Annotated in this window: 14 protein-coding genes and 1 pseudogene; 7 read left to right on the top strand and 8 right to left on the bottom strand. The window is 58.8% G+C overall.

The genetic code is table 11. The features are described 5' to 3' along the window. Nucleotides 1–81 precede the first annotated feature (81 nt). Nucleotides 82–3117 carry a Ti-type conjugative transfer relaxase TraA gene (traA, locus tag FJ936_RS13515; protein ID WP_141906658.1) on the bottom strand — a complete coding sequence of 1012 codons (3036 nt, stop codon included), beginning with the start codon at nt 3115–3117 and terminating at the stop codon, nt 82–84. Nucleotides 3118–3288: 171 nt separating this feature from the next. Between traA and FJ936_RS13510 the strand changes: the two genes are divergently transcribed. From FJ936_RS13510 to FJ936_RS13500, 3 genes are all read left to right on the top strand, one after another. Further along, a complete protein-coding gene (locus FJ936_RS13510) occupies nt 3289–3615 on the top strand; it encodes a conjugal transfer protein TraD (RefSeq protein ID WP_141906657.1) in 327 nt (108 codons plus the stop codon). Between the two features lies 1 nt (nt 3616). Then, nucleotides 3617–3865, top strand: a complete 249-nt coding sequence (locus FJ936_RS13505) for a conjugal transfer protein TraD (protein WP_141906656.1) — start codon at nt 3617–3619, stop codon at nt 3863–3865. Between the two features lie 386 nt (nt 3866–4251). Next, a complete protein-coding gene (locus FJ936_RS13500) occupies nt 4252–4782 on the top strand; it encodes a MucR family transcriptional regulator (protein ID WP_141906655.1) in 531 nt (176 codons plus the stop codon). A gap of 484 nt (nt 4783–5266) precedes the next feature. Here FJ936_RS13500 and FJ936_RS13495 read toward each other — a convergent pair whose 3' ends face one another. After that, on the bottom strand, nt 5267–6019 hold the full coding sequence (locus tag FJ936_RS13495; protein WP_181763134.1) for a zinc-binding alcohol dehydrogenase family protein: 753 nt from the start codon (nt 6017–6019) through the stop codon (nt 5267–5269). A 13-nt stretch (nt 6020–6032) separates the two neighbouring features. Between FJ936_RS13495 and FJ936_RS13490 the strand changes: the two genes are divergently transcribed. Further along, nucleotides 6033–6428: a hypothetical protein gene (locus tag FJ936_RS13490; RefSeq protein WP_246680464.1), complete on the top strand. Its 396-nt coding sequence runs from the start codon at nt 6033–6035 to the stop codon at nt 6426–6428. 868 nt (nt 6429–7296) lie between these two features. Here the strand turns inward: FJ936_RS13490 and FJ936_RS13485 are convergent. The 4 genes from FJ936_RS13485 to FJ936_RS13470 are packed head-to-tail and all read right to left on the bottom strand — an operon-like array spanning nt 7297 to nt 12060. Beyond that, nucleotides 7297–8316 carry a S1 family peptidase gene (locus tag FJ936_RS13485; protein WP_181763133.1) on the bottom strand — a complete coding sequence of 340 codons (1020 nt, stop codon included), beginning with the start codon at nt 8314–8316 and terminating at the stop codon, nt 7297–7299. Continuing rightward, on the bottom strand, nt 8316–9620 hold the full coding sequence (locus FJ936_RS13480) for a hypothetical protein (RefSeq protein ID WP_141906652.1): 1305 nt from the start codon (nt 9618–9620) through the stop codon (nt 8316–8318). The genes FJ936_RS13485 and FJ936_RS13480 overlap by 1 nt, the downstream gene beginning before the upstream one ends. A 53-nt stretch (nt 9621–9673) precedes the next feature. Continuing rightward, nucleotides 9674–10984 carry a hypothetical protein gene (locus FJ936_RS13475; RefSeq protein ID WP_141906651.1) on the bottom strand — a complete coding sequence of 437 codons (1311 nt, stop codon included), beginning with the start codon at nt 10982–10984 and terminating at the stop codon, nt 9674–9676. Next, nucleotides 10981–12060, bottom strand: coding sequence for a hypothetical protein (locus FJ936_RS13470; protein ID WP_141906650.1), 1080 nt, complete (start codon nt 12058–12060; stop codon nt 10981–10983). Before FJ936_RS13470 ends, FJ936_RS13475 begins: the two co-directional genes overlap by 4 nt. A 306-nt stretch (nt 12061–12366) precedes the next feature. Between FJ936_RS13470 and FJ936_RS13465 the strand changes: the two are divergent. The 3 genes and pseudogenes from FJ936_RS13465 to FJ936_RS13455 form a co-directional block, all read left to right on the top strand. Continuing rightward, nucleotides 12367–12667 (top strand): annotated as a pseudogene (locus tag FJ936_RS13465) (arginase family protein); the annotation flags it as partial. 387 nt (nt 12668–13054) lie between these two features. After that, the gene (locus FJ936_RS13460) at nt 13055–13333 is read left to right on the top strand and encodes a hypothetical protein (protein WP_141906649.1); all 279 of its coding nucleotides are present in this window, start codon (nt 13055–13057) and stop codon (nt 13331–13333) included. Between the two features lie 690 nt (nt 13334–14023). Next, nucleotides 14024–14563, top strand: coding sequence for a hypothetical protein (locus tag FJ936_RS13455; protein ID WP_141906648.1), 540 nt, complete (start codon nt 14024–14026; stop codon nt 14561–14563). Between the two features lie 210 nt (nt 14564–14773). Here the strand turns inward: FJ936_RS13455 and FJ936_RS13450 are convergent, their stop codons facing one another. Together FJ936_RS13450 and FJ936_RS13445 are read right to left on the bottom strand one after the other, a co-directional pair. Further along, nucleotides 14774–15679, bottom strand: a complete 906-nt coding sequence (locus FJ936_RS13450) for a serine protease (RefSeq protein ID WP_141906647.1) — start codon at nt 15677–15679, stop codon at nt 14774–14776. Between the two features lie 15 nt (nt 15680–15694). Then, a complete protein-coding gene (locus tag FJ936_RS13445) occupies nt 15695–17554 on the bottom strand; it encodes a caspase family protein (protein ID WP_181763132.1) in 1860 nt (619 codons plus the stop codon). Nucleotides 17555–17715: the final 161 nt, after the last annotated feature.

Genomic DNA, 17715 nt, shown 5'->3' with positions numbered 1-17715 from the left:
CAGAACGAACCAATGACGAACGCAAGCAGATTTGCCGCCTCACCCGCCTGCGGCGTGGAAACGGCGGCAAATCGGCGGGGTTCAGATCCCGATGCCGCGTCCCCTGCCGATGCCATGGCTGAATGCGAGTTCCGCGCCAAGGCGACGGCCGGAATCGGTGTGGATGCCAAGATCGCGCTTGCGGTTGGCCAGCAGGGAATCAAGCTGCGGATCGCGTTCGAGGCTTTTGGCCAAATCGGACATTGCCGAGCGGGTTGATTTGTAGCCGGACATGTCGCCGGCCTGGTATTGGCGCTGGCTCGTTCGATCGAGCTTTTGCCAGTTTTCCACGAAACGGTCGGCGCGGCGGCCCGGATCGGTGCGGATTTCCGTTTCAAGCTGAAGTGCGAGAACGATGCGGTTGACGCGGCCGGCGCCCGCTTCACGAACCAGCTCAGGGTTCTTGATATAAGCCGCTTCGGCATCGCGCCAGCCATGCGGCCGAACCTTCTCGAAGGCGCTGCGGGCATCCATCAATTCGCGCATCTGCTCCGGACTGCGCTGCCCGTCCACATTCTCGCTGCCAATAACAGCGTCCAGAGCGCGCGCGTGACGCACAAGCGCCTTGGTGCGAGCGCTGCGCAACGCTGCTTCCGCGTCCACCGGCGCATCCGTGTCGCGCTGCACTCCCATGGCGAGATTTTGTCTGCTCGGCGCAGCACCTGCATCTCCAATCCGCGCTCCAACATTTTCCCTTCCCGGCCTGCGCTCACGTTCCTGGCCGGGCTCGGCGTCTCCGGGCGAGCGCAACTCGTCCAGCAGCGCGCCAATCCTGTCGCGCAACGTCTCCGGAACGATCCGGCGCACGATCTCGACCACGCGCTGACGGAAGGTGATCCCGCGCCGTTCGGCATAGCTCTGCGTTGGATCGGCTTGCTCGTAGTCCGATGCCATGTCCTTGGCGCGGTCGCGTGACAGCGTGCGGACAAGCCGGTCCCGTGTGGCAAAGTCATCGCTGCCGTAGTGCAGATCCATGCCATCTCGATGGCGGGACAGGGCGACGTAGCTGCCGTGTGCATCCATGCCTGGCGTAGCAAGCACATGGGTGCGGTCAACTGTCATGCCCTGAGCCTTGTGGATGGTAGCGGCATAGCCGTGGTCAATGAGGGCATAGTTTTTCAGGTCAAAGCGCACCGACCTGCCGTCGTCAGTGCGCACGGCCATGCTCTGTGTGCTGACTTCTTCAATCATGCCGAGCGTGCCGTTCTTGACGCCGAGTCCGCGCTCGTTGCGCAGGAACATGACACGGTCGCCGCCGGCAAAGGCCCTTGCACCGCGCTCCACATTCACCTGAACATCGTCGCCGAGATCGCCGGCAGCGCGCATGCGCTCGCGTGCTGCCTGGTTGAGCGCGCGCACCTCGTCGTTTGTGTGGGTGAGAATGATCCGGCTTGCCTCAGGCTTCGCCTGCCTGTCGCGATCCCAGCGCTCAACCAGATCGCTGCGCGCCTCGTCGCGCGTTGCGGCTTGATGCACCATGCCTCGCGCATCATAGACGTCGATCGCGGCGCCGATCCTGCCGGTTGCCAGATCGCGCGTTGCCTCACGCTGCCAGTCCTGGCGCTGCCGGCGCACCTGGCCGATTTCAACGCCGCCATGACGCTCGTGGATGGACCGGAATGCAGCGCCCGCTTCGATCGCCTGCAGCTGCTGCGGATCACCAACCAGCACGATTTTTGCGCCAACGTCCGCCGCATGGGAGAGCACGCGCTCCAACTGGCGCGTGCCGACCATGCCGGCTTCATCGATCACCAGGACATCACGGGCGGTGAGCAGATCGCGGCCCCGTCCCCAACCATGTTCCATACTGGCGATGGTGCGCGACGGGATGCCCGATCCGCCTTCGAGATTCTCGGCGGCAATGCCGGAGAGTGCCGCCCCTCGAACTTCATAGCCAGCTGCTGCCCATGCCTGGCGCGCAACGCCCAGCATGGCGCTCTTGCCGGTACCGGCAAAACCGACAACGACACCAAGACCGCATCCATCGGTGATGTGATCCAATGCATCGGCCTGCTCGCCCGACAGGACAAGACCGCGCTGTTTGGCGCGCGCCATAGCTGTCTCGCGGTAAGCGTCACTCACCGCGTGACGCTCCGTCCCCACCATGCGTTCCGCCGCGCGATGCAGGCGTTGTTCGGTCTCGATCATCTGCCGGGTGGTGAAGCGATCTTCGCCGCGTCCGTCCTTGCCGAGTTCGACCAGATCGGGCGCGTTGCTGATGGCGCCCACGACGGCGTTGAACTGCCCAATTCCGTCGCTGTGCCGATGCGCAAACTTCGCGATGTCGCGGCGCGTGAAGGTCGATTGCTGGTGCGTGATGGCGTCCAGCGCCACGGATGGATCCGCAATAATCCGCGCGCCATTGTCGCGCGCAATCTCGCGATGCAGTTCGGCGCGATCCGCTTCAATGCCGGCACCGTCGAGGCCGTCGCCCTCGATGCGTTGTGCCGGTGCTCCGATCTGGGTCTGCGGCTCCAGGGCAATGCCCTGCGCTTCCAGACTGCGATGGTCGATGCGGGCGTCGATATCGAGTTCTGCCAAGCGCTCATTGACAAGCTCGGCCCATCGCTCGCGCCAACGCTCGACCATCTCGGTGCGGTTCCAGTCGCGCACCTTTGCGCCAAAACCATTCTCATTCACGGACCGCATGGTGAGCATGACATGGGCATGCGGTTTTGGACTGCCATCCTCTGCCCTGTCCCAATGCACATTGAGATCGGCGACCATGCCTCGGCTGACAAACTCGGCTTGCACGAAGTCGCGCGCCAGTTCGATGCCTTGCTCCTGGCTCAGCTCGCGCGGGAGGGCGAACTCCACCTCCCGGGCAAGCTGGGCATCCCTGCGCACTTCGAATGCTTCGACATCGTTCCACAGCCGTTCGCGGTCGCTCCAGGCGCCCAGTGCATTCTCCGGCAACAGAACCTCGGAATGGACGACGCCGCGCTTGGCTGAAAAGTCATGGCTGCGTTCGATCCGTTCGTCGCGCAACCGCGATGCCGAGCGGTAGGCGGCGGATGCCACAGCACTTGAGCCTGCCTTGCGGCCAATGACCTTGACGTGAAGATGATAGATCGCCATCGCGACAGGATCATTTGCACGTCAAAGCCCACGTCGGCACGACGTATAAGCGCGCCCTCCCTCGAAAAAATCTCGGGATGGACCAGCCCGTCCCGGACTGTCTCGGCAACCCTGAAGCCTTCCGGCAGGCGCTCGCCTATCATCGCCACATCGACATCGATGGAGACAGCCATGCGCAAACCACGCGACTTCGACGCCGAACTGAAAGCACTGGAAGACAAGGCGCGAGAACTCAAGACGCGAAAGGTGCAACAACTCGGCGAACTGGTGATCGCCACCGGCGCCGATCAGCTCAGCACCGACGAACTTGCCGGCGCGCTGGTCGCACTCGCTGAGACGAAAGACACCGCAAAGCGCGAGGCATGGGCCAAGCGTGGGGTGATGTTTTTCGAGAGCGGCTCCCGGCGAACTACTCCGGCATCTGAGCGCAACCCTCGCGGCGCTCCAGCGCAACCGGGCAGCCCGCAATCGCCGGCAAGCGGCTCGGGCTCGGCATGACATGAGCACCTGGCAGGTCGAACGTCGCCAGCGTACCCGACGTCTGATCGAGCTCGGTGGGCTCGTCGTCAAGGCAGGCATCGTCGAACTGAGCAATGACGATCGCGCTACCATCTACGGCGCGATGCTCTGGATTGCCGCCAAACTGCAAAGCGACGAAGGTCAGCATGCGCGAGACCTATGGGCTGCGAAAGGCAGGCAGGCGTTCGATGGTGAACGGCGTGAAGAGCAGATTGGCTGGCGAACATAGTGATGATCGCCGAACACAGGGCGAGCCGAAGCCGTCCACCTGGTCACACCGAGCCAACAGCCACTTAAGTCTGAGTGGGTATTATACACGGTCGAGCGGAGCTGATGGAAATTGGTGGCCCCTGTGCTGCAGTCGGCAGCTTTGCGAGCCTGCGGCCCTGCTCTGCACAGGCGGCAATGGCGCGGAAGCGAGGAGAAGCTCCTGGGTTTCGAACGGACCGACAAGGGCATCCGCAGTCGATCAGAACGATGAAAGCGAAGCTTACTCCTCTTATAATTCTGTGCAAGAGCCGGGGATTTTACAAAGAAATGTACTATTTTGCCTCGTTTGCGGGACGGGGAAGTCAAACGTAGCTCAATTCGTCCGATACAATCAGAGGAAATTAGATGACCACTGCTCTCGCACAAGACGGCCAACTGGATACAGTGTCCATAGCGGCTGACATTGTCGCCGCCTATGTGTCGAACAATCCATTGCCGGTCGGCGAGTTGCCGAAATTGATCGGCGATATCCATGCCGCTTTGAAACGTATCGGCACGCTCGCGACGGAACCTGTGGTCAAGCAGGAACCGGCAGTATCGATCAAGAAGTCAGTGACGCCGGACTTCATCATCTGCCTGGAGGACGGAAAAAAGTTCAAATCGCTCAAGCGGCATCTTCAGCACTTTAACCTGACCCCCGACCAATATCGGCAGAAGTGGAACCTGCCGACCGATTACCCAATGGTGGCGCCGAACTATGCGGCGACCCGGTCGGCCCTAGCGAAATCAATTGGACTCGGGCGCAAAGCGCCAGCGTCCACTCCTGCCCTGGCAGAAAAGCGCAAACCGGCCGTGCGTGCGGCGACAGCCAAAACAACTGCGGCAGCCGTCAAGTCGCCGCTGAAGAAGGTGCGCAAGGCACCAGCCAAAGCCTAGCGCGCTGGACCTGGCGGACGTGCCAGGCAGTGTAGGATCACAAGATGGCAAAGCCCCCGCCTTATGGCGGGGCCTCGGGTCAAGTCGGATCACTCGGCGGCGGCGGGACCAGATGAGCGAGAACTGGCCCTCGGTTTCGGTCTCGACCAGGTTCGGTGGGGGCGAATGTCGGCGAGCGCAGCTCGGCTTGGCGTCGAGCGGGGCAGATCGGACCAGTTCACAAAATGATGGTCATGGGCGTTCTTGCAAGCGTGCGGTCCCGCTCTGCGCAGGCGGCATTCGCGGGGAGAGATGGCCGAGACCATCACTCCCCATTTTGCACCCAGTGCATGATGAACCCGAATACTCATTGACCGGACGCCTCGATGTCTCGATCAGGCGTCGTGGCGAAGGACAATCTTGCCTTTGGCGCGTCCAGATTCCAGCACTTCATGCGCGTCAATTGCTTGCGAATCGGCAACGACGGCATGAATTTGTGGGTGGATCACACTGCCTCCCAGGTCATCCGCGATGAAGGCATGCTGCCAGCTTCCCAAAGCGTATAGAGGTCGGAATCCCTGATTGCGACGCTCTTGTCGAAATGGAGCATGAGCAAATCGCTTGCGGAATCCTGCGGCGGTCCGCCGAGATGACCAAAGCTTATGATCTGGCCGAACTTGCCGAGCACCTTCAGATCCTGAACGATTGTGGGACCGGCTACCGAATTCAGGCTGAGAGCCACGCCCTTTTCGCCTGTCACTCTCAGTATCTGCTCGACGACGTCACTTGCAGCGCGGTCGATTGCGACGGTTGCGCCTTGCGCCAGGACAAAGTCGAGCTTCGTCGATGTCGTCAGCGCGATCGTCCTGAAGCCGGCGTTGCGGGCGACCTGCAGCGTGGCAACGCCCACGCCGCCCGCCGCCGAATGAACCAGGATCCAGGCTCCGGGACCGGGAACTCCATAGGTGTATAAGTTGTTGCGGGCGGTTGCGTAAGCGACGGGGGCGGCGGCGGCAACCTCGAACGAAATGGAATCCGCGATCTTCGCGACATAAGCGGCGTCGATGACAGTGTATGGCCCGTAACCGCCTGCTCCCAGGCTGCCGAGCCAGATCACATGGTCGGCGGGATTGAGGTTGTCGACGCCCGATCCAACGTCATCAATCTCGCCCGCACCTTCGACACCCAATACATGCGGAAGAGGCGTCGCCTCGGCTGGAAGTGCGCCGCGGCGGATCAGCAGGTCGAGGTTGTTCACTCCCGCTGCTCGATTGCGGACCAGCACCTGTCCCGCCCCCGCCACAGGCTTCGGCAACGATATCCGGTCAAGCCTATCGGCGCCGAATTCGGTCAGTGCGGTCGTCGGCGATGCCCTGCGGATGGTGCTCGACGGCCTCGTCGTGTCCAGCAACGGCGGCGAAGGCGATACCAATTGCGCCGGATCCTTTCATTCGAGCAAGGTCAGCCTGGCGATGAGTCCGGCGAGACACCACGGTTATCACGGCATCACCGTGGTCGCGCAGGCGGATACCGATGAACCCCGTCCCGACAAGAATGGCGAGTGCCAGTCTCGTCCCGGCAAGTCCGTGAAGCGGCCCTACAGGCTGCGCTATGACGGCAGCCGCTATGCGGTTCCGGCGACGCTCAAGGTCCTGGGGCCGCCGTGAGAACGCCGCTCGCGTCCTTGCCGCAAGGATTCGTCTGGGAATAAGTGCTTCAGTCGGACGTCATTAAGGCATCGTGTGCGCGACGCCGTCATTTGCTCCAGCGACGGAGCCTGGGAGCGCGGACTTCTATATACCGTGAACTTATCACCACCAACGCTGACAACCGCTGCTTCCATGAAGTGATCGGGCGTCAGGCCGCGTAAGAAGTGTGGACGGCACCCCCAGCTCGTTGGGCCCGCGACCCCATCGGATCGAGCCCTTAGGAGAATGCCGGCGCCTTCATTGCATCAACCTGTGAGCATATGTCCAGTGAGGGTGACGGACAGATCGTCGAAAGGCATCGTGAAAAAGTTCGGCTCTGACGCGCTGCGTTTGCTTAAGTCCAACATACAGTCTTTCCCCAGCAAGCCGACTTTGCACGAAGAATAAGGAAGTGAGTTTATGACTGTGGAAGAATAGAAGAAGGCAATTCTGGTCGATTGGGAGAGCATTGCACCGGAGGTATGGCCGAGTACGACGAAAACACTGATGGAAGTCTCAAGCCGTTTTACCGGCACGAGATTTCAAAGTCCTACCTGAAAATCTCTTTGAACTGACTGTGGTCAATTTCGGTGAACTGAGCGGCACGAACACCGATCGTCGGCAATTGCGACGGCTACTGAACTTGAACCCCAAAGTGCAGTAAACAGGGATCCGTCGTAGGCAAGATCCCGCTGACCTGAAAGGCGCCGTTCAAGGCGAAATGCAGGAGCATCGGGATGACTTGTCCCTGCACGCCCCTTTAGTATGGGGGATGTGAGTATGCTTTGAAGGATGCACCGGCACGTGAACCGCACGACCCGGGCGCGACCAGATCGACCCCCGGCACTTATTGCTGTGGCGGCCTGGGCCACTCGCGGATAGTCCTTTTCGCGAAGCGCCGCGCCTTCATCCCGACTTCCATCGGCGCACCGTTCTGGCTGAGCCAGACCAGGACATTGACCTGGCCGACGGCGGTGTAGATACCGCCGCCGCCGCAGCCCGTAGCGCCGAATTGCGGCACACCGGCCAAGGCGCGTGAGGTGATGCCGATCAGAAAACGATGTATCTCCTCGGTGCCGTCTTTCGTCTTGACCACACCGAACCAGTACACGGGCCCGCCGCTGTCGCCATCGCAGGTGTCGGTGCCAAGTGCGGCGGCGTTGACCAGATCCGACAGGACAAATTCGCGAAACATCGCGCATGCCGAACCAAAGGCGTTGCCCCGCACGCAAAAGGGATCCTGCAGTGTTGAAAATGCACCCAGCAAACCCCGTGGATAGTCGCCTTGCTCGGTTCTGCCATAGCCGGCGATGAAGGCACGCTTCGCGGTGTCCTTGAAGGGATAGACCATGGGCGCCACCGGTGGAACATCGACGGGGCTCGGCCTGTCGAGGTAGAGGATCGCCAGGTCGCGTCCGGGTTGGGCGGAGAATGTGCCGCAATCATAGTGGGGAAAAAGTACAGGGTCCGCCGCGAGCAGGTATGGTTTGCCAAACCCGTACTGGCCGTTGTCCGCGATTTCGTTCGGGAAGCGGACAACATAGCTGTCGCGCGGTGCGCAGCCGCAGTGGCCGGCAGTCAGCACGCGGTCGGTGGCGACGGCGACGCCCGAGCAAAATCCGCCGCTTGTCAATTCGATCTTTACGACCTCGGGCAGGAAGACGGGATTTCCGTCGATAACCTTAATGCCAACCTCAAGATTGAAGGCCTGGTTCTTTGTGACGCCGCCATTGTCCGGGTCGTCGCCTTGCTGACGGCGTATGAAAAAGTCATCGTCGAGGCTGTAGTCTCGGGCGACCGCTCGAGGAACCGCCAGTGCCAAGAGCAGCACTGCAAACGCCGCGACGGCAAGAAGGCGGGCTGCCATCATTGTCCGCCGCTGGCCACGAGCCCCGCGCAAACGGCAGCGGGGTCCTCGTCCGGATTAATCAGGATCGAGTTCTGGATGCAGGCGTCATACGATAACGACCCGGTGGTTGCCACAGCGGTCGCCGATCTTGCGGTGGAGCGCTGGCTGTTGTTGTCGCCACCCGTGGTTTTGTCGTCTCCTTTGGTTTGCTTGCCCACCTCGTCATTATAGGCACGGATCGTTTCCAGAAGCTGCGCTTGCGCTGCAATCAACGCTGTCCTGTTTTTTGCATCGGTTTGGCCAATCACCAGGGCCCGGACAGGGATCGAGACGATGACCTGCGCCGTCCGCAGAACAAAGCCTGCCAGCGCGTCTGCTTCGCTCGGCTTGACGACCTTAACGGCTCGCAGGACGCCAGCGTCGAAGTCGATCGTCATCTGCCGCTGCACGAAGGCGGAACGCTGGATCTCTAGCATGAAGGCAGGGGAAGCATTGGCCATGGCAACGCGCTGCGAGCCGAACAATTGCCAGGGGGCGCCAACCGGATCGTGGTTGCGCTTCATAGTGACGAGTTTGTGGGTCAGAAGCGGCTTGTAGAGCACTCCATTGGCGCCTGCGGACCTGGGCGGCGGCTTGCTGTCGATGATCTCAAGACCATAGTAGGGAAAACGCTCGGCGGCCGCGGGCCGGTATCCCGAACAGAATTCGTTTTCCCAGTCCGGCACATAGGGATCGTTCATCGGATCTAAAAATACGCAATGGTCGAGCTTGTCCAGCGCGGCATTGGTTCTGACCATTGCGGCGTGATCGAACGGATCAACCTCGTATCGCGCTATGACATATTTCTTGTCGGCGGTGACATCCACCGCGCCTCTGTTCCCGGCAATCGATGCAGCCGCCACGGAGGCCGCCGCATCGACGATCTGATTGGCGATGTCGAGGGTCTGATCATTGTTCGATGTTGAAATCTGTTTAAGCAGCAGCAGGCTGCCGGCCTCGTCGGTGGCCGGTTCGCGCTCGACATGAACCTTGTCCTCCGCCAGGGCTGAAGCGATGAAATCGAGGCAGTAGATGCGGTCAGGATCCGGCTCAGCCACGACGGTTATCGGGCCGATATCGTAGCGAGCGGGAGTGCCGTTGGTGGCATCGGGCTCGGTCTTGGTGACGTCGAATTTGAGGACGTGCCGCGGCAGGGCGTATGCGCCGGCACTGTTTCGGCATGTGACCCCGGTGTCGCGATCACTCGATGCAGCCGGGTCCTCGAAGGAGGTCGTTGTCAGCACGGGCTGGCAGCCCTGCAAGACCAGCGACATCAAAAGCATTGGACCGCCGGTCCACAGGCACCTGGTGACTGACACCGCACGCGCCGACGGGTTCATGGTTCCAGCTTCCCGTCTATGTCCTTGCAAACGGCGGGCAATGCGGCGTCGCCGGAATTGTCCGGGAAGTCATCTTTCATATCCCTCACGCAGCCGGTGCTGGGGCAGCCTGTCTTCCCGGTCACGATCGCCGCCTTATCAGTTGTCGTGGGTTTGGCGTTGGCCTTCGACTGTTCGAAGGCGATGAACTGGCGCTGCGCCGCCAGCAACTTTGTCTGTGCGTCGACAAGCTCTGCCGATTGGTTCTGCCGGTTTATCTCGGCCTTGATGGTGCTGCTTGGCAGCGCCACGACGCCGTAGACGATCTCCAGCGGTATATCGATGAAGCCCCTGACGGAGCCGGATCTAGCCAGGCAGAAGTTCCTCAGCACGCCATTGTCGAATTCAAGGCCAACCCTTGTCTTGGCAAACGCCACCCGGTTGAGGTCCAGCGAAACGATCGGCGAGAGGTTTTCGAGGTAGACCGTTTTCGTCTCGCGCAATTCCCAAGGGCCAGGCCCGTTGGGATCATCACGCGTGTAGACGCTCAGGCCGTAGGGCATGCGGGGGCGATACAAGATGCCACCGCGGTCGGGTTTTTCCCTGAACCACCGCTTCTGTCTCGCTTTGGCAAGCGCCGGCGACGGGGATTGCCCGAGGATCTTCTGCGGATTGTCGCAATAAGCCTGGGGCCGGACGGTGTCCGTGTCGTAGGTATAGCCGTCAAGCGCCAGGCAAAAGCCAAACGACTTGATCCGCACATTGAGCGCGGCCATTTCCTCGGCATCGAGGGGATCTACCTCAAATGCTCCCAGTTTTTCCGGAGTGGCGCCGCTCGGTATCGCTTCCCTTGGATTGAAATCCGAATCCCCGGAAAGAACGACGAATATCGCCCTGATCAGTTTGCGCACGATGACCGACGACTTGTCGACGGCATAGGATGCGACGTAGCTCAGCATCCCGGAGGTGGAGGTCCGGTTTCCATCCGCAGCGGCTGTGTACCCGACCGCCAACGTATCGTCGGCGAACGCGTTGGCCATGTAGTCAAGACAATATGTGAACCGTGAATCGGCATGCGAGACCGGTTTCAGGTTGGTCAGATAGGGCCGGGAATTGGCATACCTGAAAATCTGGAACTGCCATGTCGTCATCGACAGCGAGTACGCGCCGGCTTCTGTGCTGCACCGGGCGAATCCCGGAGCCGTTTCGCCTGGTGCCAACGACACTCTGTAGGATTGGGCCACGGTGCAGCCTGCCGGGAACGAAAGAAGCACCATCGCCCATGCTGCGACAGGCAGGCGCTTTTTCAAGTCATTCCGGCCGCTCATTTGGGCGCCGTGCAATAGAAAATCTGGTTCTCGTTCGCGAGCGATACGGAAAAGTTGGCGCGCTCGTCGGCGGGCACGAACGCATTGTCACGGCCGAGGTTGGCGGTTACCCCGCTCCAGTTCTCGGCCACGTTGGATGCGAGGCAGCGATAGAAAACGACAGCGACCTTGTACTGCGGCAACACGAACGGAACGGGATCATAGCCACAAAGGCTGGCCGGCATGTTCCCGGGTGCCTTACAATCAGGCTTGTTCTCGCATTGCGTGCGCATCACGGCCGTCGCATTGCACCATCGGTCGAGCGAACCCGGCACCGCCTTCTTGCCGCGGGCGAGAACCTGGTTGATTGTGCGGCGGTCGCCGTAGATCGCGGAAACGATATGCACATGCCTTTCGGCGGCGACGGCGACTGGCATGATGGTCGTGGAGAGTGTCTTGATGACTTCGCCGGCCTTTTCGTCATTGGCAAGCATCTTGAGGTTGGCCGCAAGGGTCTTCTCGGTGCCAAGTTCAGCCAGTATGGCTGCGGAAAGCATCTTGATTTTATTCACGAGGTCGTTCTGCCAGGCGGTCAGAGAGTTCGCGACTAGTGTCGATATCTGCTCCGTGACAGCTTTGGGATCCTTCGGATTCGTGGCGGCAGCCTTGACCTGCGCGACCAGGCGTTTGAGCGCGTTCGCAGCGTCCTGTTTGATGAGGAACCTGTCGGCTTCATCCGCTAGCGCGCTCAAAGCGGCCGCATAGGCATCACCAGGGCGGGCTCCATCCTTCGTGTTGAGCGCAACGATCTTTTTGGTGAAGGCCTTGATCTCGTCAGTATCCGGGTCCGGCCGGTCGGCCTTGTTCGCGAGGCCCTGCAGGAGATCAATCAGCTTGATCAGCTTGGTGCTGCTGATGCCGTCGGCACCCTTTGCCTCAAGGTCGGCGATAAGAGCCGTCAGTTCCTTCTCGATATCGGATGGTGCGGGCGCTGGTGCTGGTGGAATTTCCCCTACAGTTGTTCCTGGAGAAACCGGGCCAACAGCGCCTGGGGGGGATACGTCACGCACCACGTTTTCTTGGCCGAAAGCGGTCATGGAACTGATTGTGAACAACAATATTGAAGCAGACCAGACAAATACACGATTGCCGAGTCGCATCCCTTCCCCCCCGAATCGATTGCTAGATAATTCTAGTAGGCGGATTGCGTATCCGCATTGACGATTAAATTTATCCACAAGGGATTTGCTTCAGCCCGCAATGTCGAACTGTGTAGGTGACCATCTCTTCTGAGAAGGTTTATACAGGTTTCGGCGATCATCTTGAGCGGGCTGGGTTTCAAATCCCGAGGCCCGCGATGGGCGACTGCGGTCTGCTGGAGACCGGGCGTGATAGAGTGGCTGGAGCATGGCGTCGCGCCGCCGCTTCGCGCCTTCCTGGCTCGTGTGTCGGCTGAAGACGGACTGCTGCATGTCAGTCTCGACGTCGACTTCCTCGACCCGTCGATCGCGCCGGCTGTCGGCACCAGGTTCCCGGCGGCGCGACCTTCCGCGAAGCACATCTGGTGATGGAGATCCTGTCCGACAGCGGCCTCGTCTCCAGCCTCGACCTTGTCGAGTTGAATCCCTTCTCGACGAGCGCGGCCGAACCGCGACGCTGATGGTCGATTGTGGGGTTCGGCTGCCACCCCTCGATGTCGCATGAGGCATGCGACGCGCGGCTTCCCAGATCGACGAATTCTTTAGATCAGGGCCGAGTCGTCTCCGGGGCAGGTTCGGCTCGAGTGCATCGATTACCTCGTCGAGGTAGAGCAAAAACGTTCCACCTGTTCGTGTAAGCAACAGTTCCTCGGCCATTCCGGCAGTTGTCTTCAGGTATCTTTGGCCAAACCACTCTGGATATGCTAGAATTTTTGCGGATCTACCCCTATCGGTACGACACTAGACAGACGGCCTTTGAGGCTCGTACACTAGATTTATGGCAGGCCAATGGCTATGTGCTTTCTGCCGTTTCTGTTCGACGATCAAACTGAGTAAGCACTCACCACGCTCAACGAGGCGGAAACGCCGCAGCGGCTGAAGGAGACATCCGGTGACGTTAGTGACGAAAATTGGCATTCTATTAGGAATGTGCGTCGTTATCGGTATAGCCGATGAAGCAAAAGCTGTTGCTGGTAAACTAAAAGGCGATGAAATTAGGATATTATTAATTTCCCACAAAATGCAAGTGACGGGCAATTTCTTTGGAAATAGATTCTCCGGAGAATTGCAATGGTTCACCTCCGGAAAATTCCGCGTAGTGGAGGGAATGTACGTGGACAGGTCGGGGAAGAGAACGCCTGCTGTTAATGCAGGGGTACGTGGAATATAGATGGAGATAATTATTGTCGGCATTTGAAAGATGACAATCACAAGGACGACTATCACTGCTTTTCAATTTATAGCGTTAGCGACAAAAAAATACAGTTTAGAAGTTTAGGTGGATTAATTATTATTAGCACAGGGGCTATCAAATAGATCGATGTTTTTAGCGGATCGGAAGTCGATTGGCCCCATGCGTCGTGGCGGGGTACCAGTCATCGCGGTCTTTTGCTATTTGACGGCTGCGCCGCTTAGCGTCACGCCAGCAATATGAATGAGACGGCATTCGTGGCCGGCCTTTCGTGTGTGACCGCTATTCGGGCCAAATGATCGGGGTCAAAAATGACGCGGCGTCACCGTCCCGGCGAGCAAAGGCCTGCCGAACAAAAGCCAGACAGGGCCGCAAACGCGGCCACCCATAGCTTCCACATCAGAATCACCCCTCCTGCAAAGATGATCCCGAAATAATGGACTCAAGGCCTGAGGCGCGGTTCTTTATCCCCAGCTTTCTGCTACTGCGAATTGGTTCGGGCGGAGATGATTTCGTGCCATGCTGAAGTCGATCTCGTTATAGCTGGCATTTTAACGCGAGGCGATATTTCCATTTGCTTGGCGCGTCGGTCGTGCTAAGTCGTGCTAGGCAGATATAATACTCACATTCTCGGTGTCTGTCGTCTTGCGCGGATAAGGTGGAGGGAGCATGGCGGACCTGGCACAGCCGGCCACTATCCAATGGGAAGAATTCTCGCAATTGGCCGCCGTTCCGGCTCATTCGCGCGTTGCCTCTGTAGTCAAATCTCCTGATGGGCGATCGCTGTCGATTCTAATCGAGGGACTTGACGCGCAGTGTGAGGGAAACGGGAAAAAATCGGCTACTGCCGTTCTGGTCGGATCAATTGAGGCGAACATCCCGGCCAAAACAGATTGGACTGCCACACGGGCAGATTTCAGAGGCCAGCTGGCCCTGACGAATGGCGCAAGAGCGACAGTTGAGTTAGGACTGGCTCGATCCGTCGAAGGCCAAACGACGGTCGCTCCCCTTCAAGGAGGGGCCGATAGCATCGAATTCGTCCGAACGCTGTATAGCCCGTCGGAAACCGCATTGCACACCGCTGAAGGCGAGGCTCCTTCATACGCTCCGCTCACGATCTCTGTTCAACTCACGCTCACTTGCCCTGGGAAAGACAGCGCCGCCCTAGCGGCTGTGGATTCCGTTGACCTTGAGCTGTGGCTTCGCTGAGACGAGGCAATCACGTCGCAGAATCGGCCAACAGGTCTGGGCGCACTTGGCAACCACATATACCGGATCAACAACCAGCTCTCTTGCCAGCAGACCAGCACGGCCAGCCACCGTTTCAGAACGTCACCCGGCTCGTCGCTTATCCGAACGCGACCTTTCAGGGGCGCAGCCCGATTGCCTTCGCTGGTGTTGAGCCGGTCAGCCCAAGGGCTATTTTTCGGTGCAATCCGCGGTTCCGGCAATGCAGGCGTCAATCCAACTGGTGAAGCTGGCGACGCGAGCATAGACGCCATATTTCAATGGTTGGGCGCATCCCTTACCCCAACTCACGATACCGGCAAGCCTCGGCGTGGGAGTCATTGTGGTCAACGGACCGCCGCTATCGCCCTGGCAGCTATCCTTGCCGCCTTCGGCAATGCCAGCACAGATCATGTCACCAGCAATTTTCCCGTCATACGACAGGGTTGAATTGCAAACATTGGAAGAAACCAACGGAACGGTTACGACGTTCAAAATCGCGCTTACTTGACCGCCTTGCTCCTTATAGCCAAATCCGGACGTCTTTAAGCTGGCTCCCTCGGCCAATTCCGTGGTTTCCTCCGCGGCTGTCAAAACCGAGATCGGGGACGCGGTGGACGCGTCTAGCTTTAGAGTATCTGTCAATTCGAGCAGCGCTATGTCCGAGCCGCCAGAAGGAGTAACATAGCCGTCCTTGACGATAATTCGGTTGATGTTCAGCCGCTGTCCCGGCTGGGTGAGATCAATGGTTCCGGCCGTGACTATGATGCTGGCAGGCGTGTTGCCATCGACGCAGTGGGCCGCAGTGATGATCCATTTTTCATTGAAGATTGAACCGCCACAGAAATGGGCTTCGGCTGGTGATGCAATCCACGATATTCCGAGCGACACCTGCCAGGGAAGTTCGCCGAGAACCGACGGGACGCCGCCAACGATCTTGTTCAGCTTTTTGTTCAAGTAAGCCTCGACTTTGTCTTTGTAGGGCTGAGATCCAACCGACCGGTCGACGCTTTCCGCCAACGTCGCTGCCGACAAAGTCGGCGGCATGATCGATAGGAACAACATGAACGACGATAGGGCGGCAACAGCGAATTTCATGCGTCCCTCCTCTGATTATTGTGCGTAAAATCGGATACGCAGCGTCTCATTCCCCACGTCGGGATCGCCGATAACTGAAGTGATGTGGTCACGGGATATGCCGTTATTGTTGAGCAGGTATGATACATTGCTGATCATGAAGCCGATGTCGGCCGCCTCTCCGTCGGCGTCGTTACTGACGGGAGCTGCGATGGATACCCACGAGACCGATTTGCCCTCGGTCTTGGCTTGCTGCAAACTTTCCAGGATCGGTTTCTGGTCAACCAGGCCAGTTGGGGCGGTTTCCCTTTGCTTGACGGTCAGTTCCTTGAAGGGTTTTCCGATATCGACATCGTAGGCGGTGTTGTCGGCGTCGATAGGAACATAACCAGCCATTTTGGCGGGGCCGACTGCCATCGACGTCCAGCTCCGTGGGATCCACGTCGGATCAGGTTCGACCTTTGAAACCAGTTCCGGAACATCGTTGCAGACTTGCTGGGTGAGAATTTGAACGCAGACCGTCTTGGCGACGACATCGGTGACGACCTTTGTCCGAGCGGGTTCATTCAAGGCGACTGAATCGAAGGGAGCTGGACTGCCGCGATCGGCTTGTGCGACAAGTTCCGAGTCGTCACGAGGCTCCGCGTAGACCGCGGACGTTTGATTGAACGCGAGACCCTCGTATCGGGTCAGTTGTTCAGACCAGCTGGCCAGAGCCTCCGCCGTCGGTCGGCTGGGTCCGGTGCGGGGCTGAATTCCGTATCGCTTTACAATATCTTCCACACTCATTTTTCTCTGCTCGAAAGGCATCGACGGCGGGAAGGAAACAACGGAGGACAGGCCTTCTACGTTCTGTGAAAGGCGCCATGCCGCGTCAACTCCAAGCGGTGATACCGCAGTTAGCCGCGGGACCGGCTTCTGATCCTGAGGATGATCTTCGAGCCACTTTCTTGCGTCCCGCACATAGGGGTTCAATGTCTTCCTCCGGACGAACTGATTAATCCGTGTGCGGTCGCCGTCCTTAAGCAGGCTGCTCCACAGCTCGCGCTCTGCACCATGCCAATCTTCAGTGATTTTCAAGACAATGTCAGTTCTCGAAGATTGTATCTGAATAGGAACCTGATGGTCATCGGTGGCGTCCAAAACATCACCTTCGACATCCTGGTGAATGCTGTGGAATGTTTTTTCTTCAAGTATTCGCCCAACGAGCGCCTTGGTGTAGGTACTCATCTCGTTGGGATTTGACGATCCCTCCGAAGGGTTGCCGTTGGTCACGGACAACGCCATCACATAATTGGTCGTGCTCTGCGGCCTTTGATCTTGATCCTCGCCTTTGGGAAGCGTGTTGCCATCTTTGTCGACCACCTTGAAATTGGCGACCGTCCGACAGGCGTCGACAATCAAGAGCACCGCCCCAGGTCCTTCGCGGCCAAGAGCGTCGATAACGGCTTCTACCGGAATGGCAGTGGTCGATACCTTCCCTTTGATCAGTGGTAGTGACATATCGCTTGGGGCAAAATATTGGTAGCCACCGTAAGAGAAACCGTGCCCCGAGAAGTACACCACCGCCAGGTCGTCACGTTCGATCTTGTGCCTGAACGGCTTCAAAATATCGTGGTCGAATTCATCCCAAGTCCGGACATTCGAATGTACGTCAATAAGATCAAACCCAAGTTGCTCGAACCTATCTTTGACATTGGTGATGTCGCTCTCGACACCTGGTAGATCGCCAAGATGGGGGTATTTGTAGTTCCCGATGATTAGAACAAGTTTTCGAGGTGGATGCTCGCTCATGTAGGGAGCGGAGGTCTCAGCCGTATTTGTATGGTTCGCTGCCGCCATCGCGGCGTTGTCGATGCACAAACACATCACTGCAAGGAAGAGGATCCTTATCATCCCAAACACCAACATGTTGTGGAAACATAAATCAGCATTTCTTGTTTCTCTTGATGTTTTTTGGTCCCAAGGTTCAGAAAATAAGGGCCTCCCAAGGTTACCTCGTATTGCTGAAATTCTCGCCGGCGGTCCGTTCGGTGAACAGCATTCGGCCATTTGTC

Source organism: Mesorhizobium sp. B2-4-13 (assembly GCF_006658535.1).
Classification (GTDB): Bacteria; Pseudomonadota; Alphaproteobacteria; order Rhizobiales; family Rhizobiaceae; genus Mesorhizobium; species Mesorhizobium australicum.
Note: the sequence above shows the minus strand (reverse complement) of the source record. Positions and strands in the feature narration are given on the sequence as shown.

Coding starts and splice junctions, on each gene's coding strand:
- FJ936_RS13485 (WP_181763133.1), bottom strand. CDS start 8,316: ATGGCAGCCCGCCTTCTTGCCGTCGCGGCGTTTGCAGTGCTGCTCTTG.
- FJ936_RS13475 (WP_141906651.1), bottom strand. CDS start 10,984: ATGAGCGGCCGGAATGACTTGAAAAAGCGCCTGCCTGTCGCAGCATGG.
- traA (WP_141906658.1), bottom strand. CDS start 3,117: ATGGCGATCTATCATCTTCACGTCAAGGTCATTGGCCGCAAGGCAGGC.
- FJ936_RS13505 (WP_141906656.1), top strand. CDS start 3,617: ATGAGCACCTGGCAGGTCGAACGTCGCCAGCGTACCCGACGTCTGATC.
- FJ936_RS13480 (WP_141906652.1), bottom strand. CDS start 9,620: ATGCTTTTGATGTCGCTGGTCTTGCAGGGCTGCCAGCCCGTGCTGACA.
- FJ936_RS13470 (WP_141906650.1), bottom strand. CDS start 12,060: ATGACCGCTTTCGGCCAAGAAAACGTGGTGCGTGACGTATCCCCCCCA.
- FJ936_RS13510 (WP_141906657.1), top strand. CDS start 3,289: ATGCGCAAACCACGCGACTTCGACGCCGAACTGAAAGCACTGGAAGAC.
- FJ936_RS13455 (WP_141906648.1), top strand. CDS start 14,024: ATGGCGGACCTGGCACAGCCGGCCACTATCCAATGGGAAGAATTCTCG.
- FJ936_RS13500 (WP_141906655.1), top strand. CDS start 4,252: ATGACCACTGCTCTCGCACAAGACGGCCAACTGGATACAGTGTCCATA.
- FJ936_RS13445 (WP_181763132.1), bottom strand. CDS start 17,554: ATGATAAGGATCCTCTTCCTTGCAGTGATGTGTTTGTGCATCGACAAC.
- FJ936_RS13450 (WP_141906647.1), bottom strand. CDS start 15,679: ATGAAATTCGCTGTTGCCGCCCTATCGTCGTTCATGTTGTTCCTATCG.